The organism is Candidatus Phycosocius bacilliformis (assembly GCF_003112735.1).
Classification (GTDB): domain Bacteria; phylum Pseudomonadota; class Alphaproteobacteria; order Caulobacterales; family Aquidulcibacteraceae; genus Aquidulcibacter; species Aquidulcibacter bacilliformis.
In genome coordinates, this window is record NZ_BFBR01000001.1 from 176,939 (window position 1) to 190,237 (window position 13,299).

Annotated in this window: 17 protein-coding genes and 2 pseudogenes; 12 read left to right on the forward strand and 7 right to left on the reverse strand. The window is 59.1% G+C overall.

Annotation, left to right across the window (positions count from 1 at the left end; all coding sequences use genetic code 11):
- Nucleotides 1-119 precede the first annotated feature (119 nt).
- Both PbB2_RS00960 and PbB2_RS00965 read left to right on the forward strand, forming a co-directional pair.
- Complete coding sequence (locus tag PbB2_RS00960; RefSeq protein ID WP_108983858.1) at nucleotides 120-599, forward strand: SspB family protein; 480 nt, start codon at nucleotides 120-122, stop codon at nucleotides 597-599.
- The gene (locus PbB2_RS00965; protein ID WP_108983412.1) at nucleotides 596-1,066 is read left to right on the forward strand and encodes a PaaI family thioesterase; all 471 of its coding nucleotides are present in this window, start codon (nucleotides 596-598) and stop codon (nucleotides 1,064-1,066) included. The genes PbB2_RS00960 and PbB2_RS00965 overlap by 4 nt, the downstream gene beginning before the upstream one ends.
- Here PbB2_RS00965 and hisG read toward each other — a convergent pair.
- The 3 genes from hisG to hisS are packed head-to-tail and all read right to left on the reverse strand — an operon-like array spanning nucleotide 1,063 to nucleotide 4,398.
- Nucleotides 1,063-1,770, reverse strand: a complete 708-nt coding sequence (hisG, locus tag PbB2_RS00970; protein WP_192576095.1) for an ATP phosphoribosyltransferase — start codon at nucleotides 1,768-1,770, stop codon at nucleotides 1,063-1,065. The genes PbB2_RS00965 and hisG overlap by 4 nt on opposite strands.
- 1 nt (nucleotide 1,771) lies before the next feature.
- Nucleotides 1,772-2,920, reverse strand: a complete 1,149-nt coding sequence (locus tag PbB2_RS00975; RefSeq protein WP_108983414.1) for an ATP phosphoribosyltransferase regulatory subunit — start codon at nucleotides 2,918-2,920, stop codon at nucleotides 1,772-1,774.
- Nucleotides 2,917-4,398 carry a histidine--tRNA ligase gene (hisS, locus tag PbB2_RS00980; RefSeq protein WP_108983415.1) on the reverse strand — a complete coding sequence of 494 codons (1,482 nt, stop codon included), beginning with the start codon at nucleotides 4,396-4,398 and terminating at the stop codon, nucleotides 2,917-2,919. Before hisS ends, PbB2_RS00975 begins: the two co-directional genes overlap by 4 nt.
- 245 nt (nucleotides 4,399-4,643) lie before the next feature.
- Between hisS and PbB2_RS00985 the strand changes: the two genes are divergently transcribed.
- The gene (locus PbB2_RS00985; RefSeq protein WP_108983416.1) at nucleotides 4,644-5,450 is read left to right on the forward strand and encodes an OmpA family protein; all 807 of its coding nucleotides are present in this window, start codon (nucleotides 4,644-4,646) and stop codon (nucleotides 5,448-5,450) included.
- An 18-nt stretch (nucleotides 5,451-5,468) separates the two neighbouring features.
- Here PbB2_RS00985 and PbB2_RS00990 read toward each other — a convergent pair whose 3' ends face one another.
- Nucleotides 5,469-6,047: a cob(I)yrinic acid a,c-diamide adenosyltransferase gene (locus tag PbB2_RS00990; protein WP_108983417.1), complete on the reverse strand. Its 579-nt coding sequence runs from the start codon at nucleotides 6,045-6,047 to the stop codon at nucleotides 5,469-5,471.
- Between the two features lie 184 nt (nucleotides 6,048-6,231).
- On the opposite strand from PbB2_RS00990, the gene PbB2_RS00995 reads away from it, so the two are divergent.
- Nucleotides 6,232-6,444 carry a hypothetical protein gene (locus PbB2_RS00995; RefSeq protein ID WP_108983418.1) on the forward strand — a complete coding sequence of 71 codons (213 nt, stop codon included), beginning with the start codon at nucleotides 6,232-6,234 and terminating at the stop codon, nucleotides 6,442-6,444.
- A gap of 78 nt (nucleotides 6,445-6,522) precedes the next feature.
- Nucleotides 6,523-6,864: a hypothetical protein gene (locus PbB2_RS01000; protein ID WP_108983419.1), complete on the forward strand. Its 342-nt coding sequence runs from the start codon at nucleotides 6,523-6,525 to the stop codon at nucleotides 6,862-6,864.
- 2 nt (nucleotides 6,865-6,866) lie between these two features.
- Here PbB2_RS01000 and PbB2_RS01005 read toward each other — a convergent pair whose 3' ends face one another.
- The 3 genes and pseudogenes from PbB2_RS01005 to PbB2_RS16435 all read right to left on the reverse strand — a co-directional run.
- The gene (locus PbB2_RS01005) at nucleotides 6,867-7,391 is read right to left on the reverse strand and encodes a phosphoribosyltransferase (protein WP_108983420.1); all 525 of its coding nucleotides are present in this window, start codon (nucleotides 7,389-7,391) and stop codon (nucleotides 6,867-6,869) included.
- 47 nt (nucleotides 7,392-7,438) lie between these two features.
- Complete coding sequence (locus PbB2_RS01010; RefSeq protein WP_238164793.1) at nucleotides 7,439-8,242, reverse strand: DUF3426 domain-containing protein; 804 nt, start codon at nucleotides 8,240-8,242, stop codon at nucleotides 7,439-7,441.
- A 6-nt stretch (nucleotides 8,243-8,248) separates the two neighbouring features.
- Nucleotides 8,249-8,347: pseudogene (locus PbB2_RS16435) on the reverse strand (zinc-ribbon domain-containing protein); the annotation flags it as partial.
- A 66-nt stretch (nucleotides 8,348-8,413) separates the two neighbouring features.
- Here PbB2_RS16435 and ftsE point away from each other — a divergent pair.
- The 7 genes and pseudogenes from ftsE (at nucleotide 8,414) to rpmA (ending at nucleotide 13,279) form a co-directional block, all read left to right on the forward strand.
- Nucleotides 8,414-9,148, forward strand: coding sequence for a cell division ATP-binding protein FtsE (gene ftsE, locus PbB2_RS01015; protein ID WP_108983422.1), 735 nt, complete (start codon nucleotides 8,414-8,416; stop codon nucleotides 9,146-9,148).
- Nucleotides 9,145-10,056 carry a cell division protein FtsX gene (locus tag PbB2_RS01020; RefSeq protein ID WP_108983423.1) on the forward strand — a complete coding sequence of 304 codons (912 nt, stop codon included), beginning with the start codon at nucleotides 9,145-9,147 and terminating at the stop codon, nucleotides 10,054-10,056. The genes ftsE and PbB2_RS01020 overlap by 4 nt, the downstream gene beginning before the upstream one ends.
- A gap of 1 nt (nucleotide 10,057) precedes the next feature.
- A complete protein-coding gene (locus PbB2_RS01025) occupies nucleotides 10,058-10,759 on the forward strand; it encodes a YdcF family protein (protein ID WP_108983424.1) in 702 nt (233 codons plus the stop codon).
- A 5-nt stretch (nucleotides 10,760-10,764) separates the two neighbouring features.
- Entirely contained in the window at nucleotides 10,765-11,562 is a 798-nt protein-coding gene (locus PbB2_RS01030) for a lysophospholipid acyltransferase family protein (RefSeq protein WP_108983425.1), read from the forward strand.
- On the forward strand, nucleotides 11,562-12,482 hold the full coding sequence (locus tag PbB2_RS01035; protein ID WP_108983426.1) for a DUF2125 domain-containing protein: 921 nt from the start codon (nucleotides 11,562-11,564) through the stop codon (nucleotides 12,480-12,482). The genes PbB2_RS01030 and PbB2_RS01035 overlap by 1 nt, the downstream gene beginning before the upstream one ends.
- 194 nt (nucleotides 12,483-12,676) lie before the next feature.
- Nucleotides 12,677-12,979: pseudogene (gene rplU, locus PbB2_RS01040) on the forward strand (50S ribosomal protein L21); the annotation flags it as partial.
- Nucleotides 12,980-13,009: 30 nt separating this feature from the next.
- Nucleotides 13,010-13,279: a 50S ribosomal protein L27 gene (gene rpmA, locus PbB2_RS01045; RefSeq protein ID WP_108983428.1), complete on the forward strand. Its 270-nt coding sequence runs from the start codon at nucleotides 13,010-13,012 to the stop codon at nucleotides 13,277-13,279.
- Nucleotides 13,280-13,299 lie beyond the last annotated feature (20 nt).

The window sequence follows — 13,299 nt, forward strand, 5'->3', positions numbered from 1 at the left end:
CCAAATGGGTGCTTTCGCTCGCTTGTCTATCGAAGTTGATTGCGCCAGCAGTCAAGCAAGATTAAGAAGACAGTTACGGATTTCGTGCCATGAGTGGCCAACAGCAGGAGACAGACCCGATGTCGGAAGACCTCATCGGCTATGCAAAACTGACCCAGGATGCCCTACGCGGCGTCGTGCGCGACGCATTGAAGGTGGCACTGACGGGCCTGCCCGGCGATCATCATTTTTATATCAGTTTCCGCACCCGTTCGCGGGGCGTGCAAGTCGCCCAATATCTGGCGGCCAAATATCCCGATGAAATGACCATCGTGATCCAGCATCAATATGAAGGGCTGGAAGTGCGAGACGATCATTTTGCGATCACCCTGCATTTTGGCGGCGTACCCCAGCGCATCGTGATCCCATTTGCAGCCATCACCCGATTCTATGACCCTTCAGTTCGTTTCGCGCTGCCGTTTGACGCGGTCGACGATTTGTCGCCGGATGCGATCGAGGAAGAGGATGATGTTCTGGAAAATGACGTAGACGGCAGCGTCGTGAAGGCCCCAACCACGGGGGCAGTCGTCAGCCTTGATGCTTTCCGGCGCAAGAAGTGAGCGCAAGACCTGGCCCAACCCGCAGCGATGCGGAGGTTCTGGCAAAATTCACCCAAGCCAAATCCCGCCCACCTTGCTCGGACACGTTGAGTCTAAACGTATTAAGCATCGACCAAGCGGCAGGCAAAGTACGCATCGCCATGGTGGGCCAAGCGGCATGGTGCAATCCGCGCGGGGCGCTGCAAGGCGGCTTTGTGACGGCCATGCTGGATGAAGCCATGGCCATTGCCGGCATCGTTGCCGGAGAGATGGCCTTTGCGGTTCCAACATTGGAGCTTAAAACCACATTTCTGCGCCCCTGCCCCGCTGGCCCCGTTGAAGCCGAGGGTCGGGTGATCAAATGGGGCCAGAAGGCTGCATTTCTGGAGGCGGATTTGTTTGACGCCGAGGGCAAGCTGGTTGCGCGCGCCACCTCCACCGTGGTGCCAACACCGCTGCCCGCACGCCATCCGCGCGCGGATGGCTAGGTGTCTGATAGGATCTTCAGCCGCTCCATCAGGCGGCGGGCTGCGTGACGGCTCTCCTCCGACCACGGCGCAAGGTCTGAGCGCATCAGGCAGGACTCGCTCTTCAGAATAATTCCATCATCAAGGATCTTAAGCGCATTGGCCGCAAGCGTGGCCCCGGATGTGGTGATGTCGACGATGGCATCCGCAATGCCAGCCCCCGGCGCGCCTTCAGTGGCCCCAGCACTGTCGATAATGCGGTGATCCACGACATGATGGTCGCGCATGAATTGGGCGGTCAAGCGGGTGAATTTGGTCGCGATGCGGAAACGCCGCCCTGTCTGGCGACGAATGTCTGTGGCAACTTCGGCCAAATCAGCCATGGTCTCGACATCAATCCAGCCATTGGGCACCGCCACCACCACATCGGCCCGGCCAAAGCCAAGACGCGCCACGATGGTCAAACGAAGATCAACCTCATCAGAGGCCTCTCGCACAATATCTTCACCGGTAACGCCCAGATGGATCTCACCGGCCAGCAGGGCCTTGCCGATATCGCCTGCCGAAGCCAAGCGAACCTGCACATCATCAAAGCCATCCAGTGTCGCGCTATAGCCGCGCTCGCCCCCGGTCTGGCGCAGCACCAAGCCATGGCGGGCCAGCCAAGCCTCGCACTGATCTTTCAACCGCCCCTTCGACGGCAAGGCCAGGATCAGCTCAGCCATGTCAGCGCCCTCCGAACCGCGCGGGGCGAACGACACATCCCACAGCCTTGGCCCGCCTGTGACCGGACGAAACCTCCCCGACCAATCGGTCATAGCGCCCACCGGTCGCAACGGGGCGGGTAAAGTCGCCGCCACGCGCTATGTCAAAAGCCATACCGTCATAATAGTCGAACGCCTCAGGACTGATCGCCTCAAAATGGGCTTGGGCGAGGGCATCAGGTGCTTCCTGCTCAATCCGGTCGAGGCGCAAGGTCCAAGCCTGACGCCAATCCATCAGATCAACCCCTAATTTGGCAGCCAGCGCGACACATTCATCCAAACTATCACCAATCGACCCGACCGAGCGCAACTGGATCAGGCGGGACAAGGTCTCGGCAAGCTCGGCTGGCAAGGGTGCTGCAATCGCGCGGCGGGCGCGGGCAGCAAGGCGCGCGGCCACATCCTCAACCCCGCGCGTGCCCGGCAAGGCCAAACCTGCAAGACTGAGCACCTCATCCACCATGTCGCGGGCTCGGTCGGGATCGAGGTCGGCAATTGTGTGTTCGAGCGCGCTGATCTGGCGACGCGGCCTTTCACCCATAGCTTGGGCCAAAACGCGCTGCAGGGCATTCTTATGGCTGGCGACATCGCTCAAAGCCTGCCCCCAGGGCTGTGGTAAATCGGCACCTTCGATGATGCGCGGCAAAAGACCCCCATCGGCCAAACGCACGTGCAGGCCTGTCTCCCCGGCAGCCCGGCAAGCCTCCCATGCCGCCAGAAACACCGTGACATCTGCTTCAATGCGGTCTGGATCGCCAAAACGCTCCAAGCCAATCTGGATGAATTCAGGCGCGCGATTTTCCCCAGCCTTGGGCGCACGAAACACTTTGCCCTCACACAGCCAAGCTGCGGGGGTATCATCATGGGGCGCAGTCTCTGCATACTGAAGCGCCGCCGGGATGGTCAGATCGGCGCGTAGGCACAATTCGGCCCCATCCGGTCCTGAGGCGAAATACAGGCGCGGTCGCAAGTCTTCCCCGGCCAATTCCAGTACCAGAGCCGCAGGCAATAGGGTTGGCAGGGCAATAATCTGTCCGCCACGCGCCTGCAGGGCTGCCCAAGCAGCCTGTGCCGGTGGGGTCCCAGTTACAGCATTGGCCAGATCGCTCATCGCTTTAGCATATCCTGAACAGCTGCCACCAAGCCTGCACGCGGCACGAGAATCTGTGCCGGCCGCTCTTTCCGCCACGCCTCATTGCTGTCGATCGATTGGGCCAATTCAGCACCCAGATTGAGGTCCTTCAGCGTGACATTGCCGGCCTCACGTTCTGTGCTGCCTTCGATCACCACGATGGGGGCGTTGCGCCGGTCGGCATATTTCATCTGCGCTTTCATGCCAGACTGGCCAAGATAGACCTCAGCCGCAATGCCAGCACCACGCAATTGCCCCGCCATCTGCATATAGCCAGCCATGGCATCGGCATCCAGAGCCAGAATAACCACCGGACCCGACCGCGCCTGTGGTGCATGGCCGGCTGCCGACAGGGCCGCGACAAGCCGGGAAACGCCGAGTGAGAAGCCGGTGGCAGGAGCCCGCTCACCCCGGAAACGCATCACCAAATCATCATAGCGCCCACCCGACCCGATCGAGCCAAAGCGAACCTTTTGACCCTTGTCATCGACGGTCTCGGCCAAAAGCTCAACCTCGAAGACCGGACCGGTGTAATATTCCAGACCCCGCACAATCGCCGGATCAAAGAAAGCGCGATCTTCTCCAAGGCCTAAGGCCGCCAAAGTGGCATCAATGGCGGCAAGTTCTGCCACACCTTCCCCGCCCAATTCGGTATCGCCCACGACCTCGGCCAAAGCCGCCAAGGTTTCCTTGCGGGTGGCCTTGCGGGTGGCGGTGAAAGCCATGACCTGACTGATGGCGGCTGGGTTTAGGCCCGCACCCTTGGTGAAATCGCCAGATTCATCCTTGCGCCCGGCACCCAACAAAAGCTCAACCCCCTGCGCGCCCAGTCGATCCAGCTTATCCACGGCGCGCAAAACACCCAGACGGGTGCGAACATCACCCGCATCAATGCCAATCTTGGCCAACAGACCATCGAGCAATTTGCGGTTGGACACATTGACCACATAGAGCCCGCGCGGCACGCCTGCGGCTTCAACCGCATCTGCCCCCATGGCAATGGCTTCGGCATCGGCCTCCGGCCGGGCGGAGCCCACGCAATCAGCATCGCATTGCCAGAACTCTCGGAAGCGGCCGGGGCCTGGCTTTTCATTGCGCCAGACCGGGCCTGCGGCACAGCGGCGGAAGGGCTTTGGCAGGCCATCCCAATTCTGCGCGACAAAGCGAGCCAGCGGCGCAGTCAGATCATAGCGCAGGCTCATCCATTGGCCGTCATCATCCTCCAGCGCGAACACGCCTTCATTGGGACGGTCCTGATCGGGCAGGAATTTGCCCAAGGCATCGGCATATTCGAAACTGGGGGTTTCCAGTCGCTCATACCCCCAGGATTCATAGACGCGCAGCACCTTTTCCACCACGGACCGCTCAGCCATCAAAGCATCGGCACGCCGATCAATAAAGCCGCGCGGGGTGCGGGCCAGCGGGCGGCTTGGGGCGGAATTCTTGGTTTCGGACATGGGTCTGGCGCTTGGCAAAAGGGTTGTGACAATCTGTTGGGCAGGGGTTTATCCCGACTGGGCGCAGGCTTCAATCAACAGGCCCTGCCAAGGCGCAGCCGGACACTGTCTGCACACACCTGCGTGATCAGGCTTTTTGTTGTGCAAATCACGGTGACAGTCACATCGGGCAGGGTTAGAGACTGGCAGCGGGGCCAACAGCTTAACGATCCTGATGCGGGTCGATTTTTTGGAAAGTCCAAGTGATGGGTGACACAAGACGGCGTCGCAGCAAAGCATTGGCGAGTGGAACCGGTGTGGCCGTCGCCATTCTAGCCGCCTTAATCAGCCTTGGCCTGAGCCTAAGCCCAATCCGAGACAAGATGGCTGCTGCCCCGTCGGCACCCTTAGTGGAACCAAAAGCCACCAATTGGGTGGAATTGGCCCGTCAAGCGCTGGACCGGGCTGAGCTGACCCAAATCAAAGTCGGGTTTAAGGCCGGTGTTTTGAGTGTGTCAGGTGATGTCAGCGAATTAGAGCAGCGCGACGAGGCTGGCGCTATCGTGCGTCAGGCCGTTTTGGCTGACCCCAGCCATGTTGGCACCGTGCTGGCGCTGGAAAACCGTATCACCGTCAATGGCACTGATCTGGCCGATGCGCCTGAGGCCGCCGCATTGATGGGCAAAAGCCCCGGTGCCAAGGCCTGCCAAACGGCTTATGATACTTTGCTGGATGGGCGCGTGATTAATTTCGCCTCTGGCAGTGCTGTTCTGGCCGACGAGTCCAAGCCCTTGCTGGATGCGTTGGCCGATGTTGCGCGGCGGTGTGAAACCTATCGGGTAGAGCTTGGCGGCCATACAGATGCGCGCGGTGATGCCACCGCCAATCAAGCGCTGTCTGAGCGTCGCGCCCAATCGGTAGCTGATTATCTGGTGTCCAAATCCGTGCCCGCCAGCCTGCTTGGCGTGACGGGCTATGGCGAAACCCAACCACGCGATGCGCGCGGCAGCGCTGAAGCCGATGCCCGCAATCGGCGCATTGAGTTCAAAATCGTCGAAGGCGTCCAGGACTGAACTGGCCCGAACCGGTCTCTAACGCGTCAGGCCCGGCACCCATTTCACATCGTCCGCACCATTGGCATTGGCCCGCCGTCCGGCGACAAACAACAAGTCAGACAAGCGGTTGAGATAATGCAGCACGGAGGCAGAGACGATCTCGCCCTCGGTCTGCATCAAGGCTGCCACTTGCCGTTCAGCCCGCCGTGTGATGGTACGGGCGACATGCAAATAGGCCGAAAGCGGTGTGCCACCGGGCAGGATGAAGGAATCAAGGGCTGGAATGGCCGCGTTCATCGCATCGATTTCGTTTTCAAGCCGCGTCACTTGATTGGGCAGGATCCGCAAGGCTTCCCAGCCAAGTGGCTTACCGCGCTCGGGCGTGGCAAGGTCTGCCCCCAGATCAAACAAATCATTCTGAATGCGGCCTAAAATGGCATCAAGTTCCCCATCTTGCCCGCAATGCAAACGCGCCACACCCAGCGCGGCATTGGCCTCATCCACCGCACCATAGGCCTCAACCCGGGCATCAAATTTTGGCACAGTCTCGCCTGTCGCAAGGCTTGTGGTGCCCTTATCGCCGGTGCGGGTGTAAATCTTATTCAGCGTGACCATGCTTCATCCTATGTCTCTGTCTAAAGCCTTACTATAGGTCCGAAGCTTTCCTGCCAAAGCACGAAGCTGCAATTTTGCGGGAAGGGCGCGCTGGCCAGCCCAGCTTGAGCGGTATAGATATTTGATCTAAAGTGGTGGTCTGGATTTAAATGAATAGCGGGGGTTGAAGCGGTTGGGTTTTGATATGAAAAACTTCATCACCTCATTCATAGGCTTCTCATTGGCCTCTTTGATCTATTATTTGGTGGTGAGTGGTCCGCTCGATGGCCGCCAATTGGCAATCATCCTATCGGGCGGGTTTGTGTTTGCGGTGTGGTTCGAGGGCTTAAGTCTCTTCTTTAGGCGCTTATTCCTCTGGCTCGGGCGATACTACGCAAAGCGGCAGGAAGAGGTTTGAGCGTCTGGCTCACTTAGCATCCTCCTCCAAAAGCAAAGACACCTCGAACTACGGCGCAATCGTGCTAAATCATCTGTCATGACCCAGCCCATTCGCCTGATCGCCCTTGTTCTTGCCGCCGCCTTTGTTGCCTTGGTCGGCTGGGCCAGTTGGCGCGGAGACTTTGGCGCTGAGTTTGGGGCGATAACCGCCATGCCTTGGGGCCGGGTGTCTCTGATCGACCTTTATCTTGGCTTTTTGATTTATGCCGCTTTTGTCTGGTTGCTCGAGACCGATCTCAAGACGCGCCTCTTATGGATCGTCCCGGTCTTCTTTTTAGGCAATGCGTGGTCATTGGTGTGGATCGCGGTCCGCTGGCCGCAGATCTTGGCGCGGCTCAAAAATGCGTCGGCAGAGCCGCCGAGTGACGCTAAGTCCTGACCCTAAGTCTTAACCGCACAAATATCAGGCAAGCCGCGCCCGCGACCTGCATCATCCAACCCATAACCCACCAAAAACCGATCGGGCAAGTCAAAGCCCAGATAGTCGGGGGCAGGCAATTCTGCTGCCAATGGCTTTCTGGCCAACAGGCAGGTTAAAACCTCACGCGCACCTTTGGAGGCCAAGTAGGATTTGGCAAACAGGATGGTGCGGCCGGTGTCATACACATCATCGACAATCAGTACCTGACGACCGCCAATCGGCTTTTGCAGATCGGCCAGCACATTGATGCGGCCGCCGCTTTCATGGCTGTCGCCATAGCTTGAGAGCCACAGAAAGTCGGTGCGCGGGGTTTTGCCGTGCCGGGCCAAACCGCGGACCACATCCGCCATAAACACAAAAGCACCCTGCAATAGGCCAATCACGACGGCCTCCTCATCCAGGCGATCAGCAATCTCGGCGGTCAATTCCTCGACGCGCTGATTAATCTGGGCCGCTGAGACCAGAATATCCAATTGGGTGGTCACCCGTGCCTCTCCCTTTAAATGCTGTGTATGATCGCAAACTGAGCCGGTCAGCGCGATGTCAAAGGTGCGCCGTGATTGTCGATTTCCTCTCCCGGAGCCAGATCGTGCCCTGCACCTTCGGCGGGCATGGGCTCAGGAGCTTTGCCGTGGGGTTTGTCTGCGGCTGGTAAGGCGCGGGCCGCTGGGGGTTTGGGACCCTTGCGCGGAGGATCGGCAAACATGATCACAGCCTTAAGATTACCACGGACGGGATTGCTGCGCGCACTCATGAAGGCGTGTGACTTACCCGGCTGCAAGGTCTCGATACCAGGATCCACCATCCAGGACAGTTTCTCAATTCCCTTGGCATCCACCAAAGCAACTTTCAAATAGGGGATGAATTCAGGCGTCCGCGACACCGACTTCAAGACGCCGCGCACTTCCACCTTGGGCCCTTTTGCATCCAATGTGCTGGTTACCGTCACATTGGCAATATCAACGCCATAGAGATTGGCGGGTAGACCAATGAGGGAAAATGCCGTTGCCGCCTTCGGCCAAGCCCGAACAATGTCGGTACGATACATCACCGCCGCACCCAAGACCCCGCCCAATACTGCAAGGCTCAACAGCCAAGGAATACCGGCGGCAAGCCGATGTGTGTTGCGGATCTGGTCGAGCGCTTTCTTACGGGCAAGTTCATGAGGCTCAAGCTTTGGCTTTTGCGCGCGTTTACCCAGCCCCAATTTGGCCAACAGACCCTTTTTGGCTGCCGCGTCTACCGCTTTTGCGGTTGACGCAGCTGGTCGAGGCCGCAATCCGCTATCAGAACCAGACTTGTCGGCATAGTGAATGGCCCCGGCAGGGCGTGCCAACCAGGAGTGTCCGCATGCCGCACAGCGGACGGTGCGCCCAGACGGCGGGATCGCCGCGTCGGCGACATTGTACTTCGCTGAGCATTGAGGGCATGTCAGTTGCATGAAAGAGTCGAATCACTTGGCTAGCGCAACCATAAAAAAGCGCTTATTCGCTGTCAGAGTCTACTCATGAATGAAAAAACTCGCACTCCGCGCTACCGGGACGGTGGACCCATCGTCCGCTTTGACAAAGTCGGTGTCACCTATGGCTCCGGCACCCAAGCGCTGCGCAATGTGTCGTTTGAGCTGGAGAGTGGCGGGTTCTATTTTCTAACTGGGCCATCGGGTGCCGGTAAATCGACTTTGTTGAAGCTGATGTATTTGGCGCTACGGCCCAGTCAGGGCCGGGCGCAACTGTTCGGTGTGGATATTGGCAGCGCAAGTCGGGACGATTTGCCAATGCTGCGCCGCCAGATCGGTGTGGTGTTTCAGGATTTCCGTTTGCTGCCGCATCTGTCGGTGTTTGACAATGTCGCCATGCCCTTCCGGGTCCGCGATGTGCCATTGAGCCATTATGCCGAGGATGTCGACGATCTGTTACGCTGGGTTGGCTTGGGAGGGCGCATTGATGCGTTGCCGGAGACCCTGTCGGGGGGCGAACAACAGCGGGTTGCCATTGCCCGAGCGGTGGTTGGCAAACCATCCTTGCTGATTGCAGACGAGCCGACCGGCAACGTCGACCCGGAAATGGGCGCGCGCATCATCCGGCTGTTCATCGAATTGCATAAATTGGGGGCCACCGTTGTGATCGCCACCCACGACCTAGACCTTGTGCGGCGTTCAGGCGCGCCTGTCCTGCAATTGGAAGCAGGCGAGCTCACCCAGTTTCCCGGGCTTGAGCCGGGGGCAAAGGCTCGGCGATGATGCGTAAACTCTGGTCCTCTTTCCTGCGCCTGTTCCGGGAATCAGACCGGGCATTGCTGCCAGCGGATTCCCGCCAAGTGCGTCCTTTGACCATTGTGGTAGCGATCATGTGCGCGCTGGGCTGTCTGGCGGGATTGAGTGCTTCAGCAGGTTTTCGTGCGGCTGATACCTGGACCAGCGACCTCAAGAGCGCCATGAGCGTGGTGGTGCAATCCCCGCGCGGAGATGCAGACCTGACGCGGGCAGCTGCCATTGTCGGGCGGGTGGCCGGCGTCACCCGCAGCGAGGCCATGAGCCGGGATCGGGCCAAGGAGTTGCTGCGCAATTATGGCACCGACATGAGCACGACGATCGACGCTTTGCCTGTGCCGCGCTTGATCGAAGTCGGCGTGGTGGCAGGCCAGACCAATGTGAAAGCTGATATCGAACGTGTGCTCAAGGCGGCAGGTTTTACTGTCACTGTCGATGATCATAGCCGCTTTACCGGGGAAGTCCTGCGCACCTCAACCTTGGTTCGGATCGTGGCAATCCTGGCTTTGGTTGCCCTGGTGGTGGCGGCAATTGCGACCATCGCCTTTGCCGCCCGCGCAGCACTGGAGACACGGCGCGAAGCCGTCAATATTCTCCATCTGGTCGGGGCGAAAGACGCGTTTGTTGCCCGTGAGGTCCAGATCCGCTTTTTGCGGCTGGGATTTGTGGCTGGATTGATCGGGGCTGGCGTGGCGGGGGTCTTGGCTTTGATCGGTACATTGGTGTTTGCCTTCGGGGCCTCAGACTTTACCAGCGGCGCGCCGCTGTTGGCTTGGACTGATGTGTGGATTCTGCTGATTGCCCCCATGATTACCGGCAGTGCCAGCGCCATCGCCGCCAATATGGCAGCACGCGCGACACTGCGGGATTTGGTGTGACATGGCCCGGCGCGGTCATGGACGGTCAGGCCGGGCCGGATCACGCGCCTCTGTGCCGGTTGCTTCATCGACTTTGGTGTCACGCCTGATCTTTCTTCTGAGCCTAACCGGGGGCCTGCTTCTGTTGATCGGCTTTGTTCGATTTGGTGATCATGTCAGCCGTTTGCAGACCCCATCTGGACCCTTGAAAGCCGATGGGGCCACGGCGTTGACCGGTGGGTCAGACCAACGCCTGCAAGCCGGGGTGCGGCTGGTCGAGAACGGCACTGTCCCCCGGCTTTTGATTTCTGGGGTTAATCAGACCAGCACGACAGCCGAAGTGCGCGCTGTCGCAGGGGGTGCTGAAGCCACCTATGCCTGCTGTATCGATCTGGGGCGTCGGGCCACAGATACATTGGGCAATGCCGAAGAAGCCGCTCAATGGGTAAAGGTACATCGGATTCGGCGGCTGATCCTGATTACGGACGCCTATCATATGCCACGTAGCCTTTATGAAGTGCGCAGGGCTATTCCCGAGGTGACGCTGATCCCCTACCCTGTGCAAACCACAGCTGCGTTTGATCGTGACTGGTGGAAGGATGAACGCGCAACCCGATCGCTGGCATTGGAATATGGCAAATATCTGGTTGCCATCAGCCGTGGCCTGTTGGAAGGCGATAGCGAGATTGTTTGGAGCCAAGTGGCTCTCACACACAAGGAATAGCACGAATGACCCTGATCCGGTCACTAATCTTCATGCTCTGGATGTGGGGCAGCGTGTTGATTGTCGGCACTTTGGGTGCGCCGTTTGTCTTTCTGTCACCTCTTGGTGGGGCCAAGGTGATGGAAGTGTGGGCGCGGGTCATGGTGTTTGGGGCCAAGTGGATTTGTGGCATCACTTATGAAGTGCGTGGCTTGGAACATCTTCCCAAAGGCCCGGTGATGATTGCCGCCAAACATCAAAGCGTGCTCGACACGGTGGTCCCGACCTTGTTCACGCATTTGCCGGTCTATGTGCTCAAGCAGGAATTGTTGAACCTGCCGATCTTTGGCTGGTATTGCCGCAAAGCCGGTCTGATCGCGATTGACCGCTCGGGCCATATGAGTGCGCTCAAAGCGATGGTGGCCCAAGCCAAGCAACGCTTCGAACAGGGCCGCCCCTTGATCATTTTCCCAGAAGGCACGCGCCAGATTGTCGGCGCAGAACCCGACTATAAGCCCGGGGTGGCGGCCATTTATATGATGCTGGGAGTGCCCTGCGTACCGCTGGCCCTGAATACCGGGGTGGTTTGGCCCGCCAAGGGCATTTTGCGCTATCCAGGCACGGCCGTGTTTGAGTTTTTGCCGGTGATCCCGCCGGGCCTGAAACGGGCTGAATTCATGGCGCAAGTCGAAGCCCAGATCGAACAGGCGACACAAAAGCTGGTGGATGAGGCCCACGAGGCCCGGCAGACGGAGGTCCGCCATCGCGCCTCTGAAGAAGGTGGCTGGGATAGCAGTGACGGCGGTGATGGTGGTGGCGACTAATGACTGAGACCAAAACAGGGTCGATCCGCGGCCTCATCCTTCCCCTTGGCTTTGGTGCGTTGGTGTTTGGGGGCTATGTCACGTATTGGAACCTCATCGCCCAACGCTTGCAGGCCGAGCTTTCCCGTGCGCTACCTCAGACTGAGCCTGGCAAGATCGAGATAAACGGCTTTCCCTATCGGGTTGAGGTAAGATTGGCTGATTTTGCCGCCACATCTGCCAATGGGTTTGGATTTGCTGCCTCCAGTCTTGTGATGGCAGCCTCACCTTTCAACCTTAATCTGTGGGCGCTGGAAGGCGCGCTAAAGCCCCGTCTCACATTGCCGGGCGGTCCGCAGCGGCCATTGACGGCAGGCGACCTTAAGGCCAGCTTGCGGCTGAAAGAGGGTCAATTGGCGCGCCTGTCGATCACCTTCAACCGCCTGGAAGCGGGTCCTGCCAATGCAGCCGATACATCGGGCTGGCAGACGGGTGTCGGTGCGTTTCATCTGGTGGCTGATCCAAAGGACATTACCCGCTTGGCGCTTGCCCTGGATGTGCGCGATCTGATTCTGGCGGGCACGCCCGAAGGCCCTGCTGCCATTTTGGGCCCAAAGATTCACCATGTTCGCCTGACCGGGCCTATCAGCCAAGGCCAGACCCTGTTGCGGTCAGCACGTGATTGGTCGGCCGCAGGTGGGGCGTTCACCATAATGGCAGGCGAATTGGCTTGGGGGCCCCTGTCATTCTCCAAAGGGCAAGGCAGCCTCAAAGTATCGGCAGATGGCTATTGGCAGGGCTCCATCCGTGGCGAGGGTGCTTTGAAACCCGAAGGAGTTGCGGTGGCGGGCCTCAGTGCTCCCCTCGACATTGCCCTTGAAAACGGCCAAGCGCGCGTATTGGGCCTGACCGCGGCTCGCCTGCCCAAAGCCTTTGACTGACACATCGGGTCCACAGGCTGGATTTGTGCCGTAAATGGCGGCGAAGTTCAGCATTCTCAATTGACTTCGGTCGCGCCCGACTTTATGGACACCCTCCCTAACGCTCGCCGTCACGGCGGGCGATTTCGTTTATGTCGCGAACCCCATCCCGATCCCCGGTCTGGTCCGTTCGCCCCTTATCAAGGAACAGCGCGATGTTCGCGGTGATCAAAACTGGCGGCAAGCAATATAAAGTCGCTGCAGGCGACAAGCTTGTGATTGAGAAATTGGAAGGCGAAGCAGGCAGCGCCGTGACTTTCAGCGATGTGCTGATGGTTGGCAGCGAAGCTGGCGTGACCGTTGGTGCCCCTTTGGTGGCTGGCGCAACAGTGGCCGCAACCCTGCTGGAAACCCGCAAGGGTGACAAAGTCATGGTGATGAAGAAGACCCGCCGGTCGACCTATCGCCGCCGTAATGGGCACCGCCAATGGGGCAGTGTCGTCCACATCACTGCTGTCAACGCCTAATCGCGTCGAGGAGACTGACACATGGCACATAAAAAAGCCGGCGGCTCGTCACGTAACGGTCGCGATTCCCACTCCAAGCGCCTCGGCGTGAAGAAGTTTGGCAACGAGTTGGTTGTCTCGGGCAACATCCTCGTGCGTCAGCGCGGCACCAAATTCTTTGCTGGTGAGAACGTCGGCCTTGGCCGCGATCACACCCTTTTTGCGACCGCCAATGGCAAAGTCGTATTCACCCGCAAGCGTGACGACAAATGCTTTGTATCGGTCATGCCGATTGCGGAAGCAGCAGAATAAGGCGGTCCTGACCACTCCGG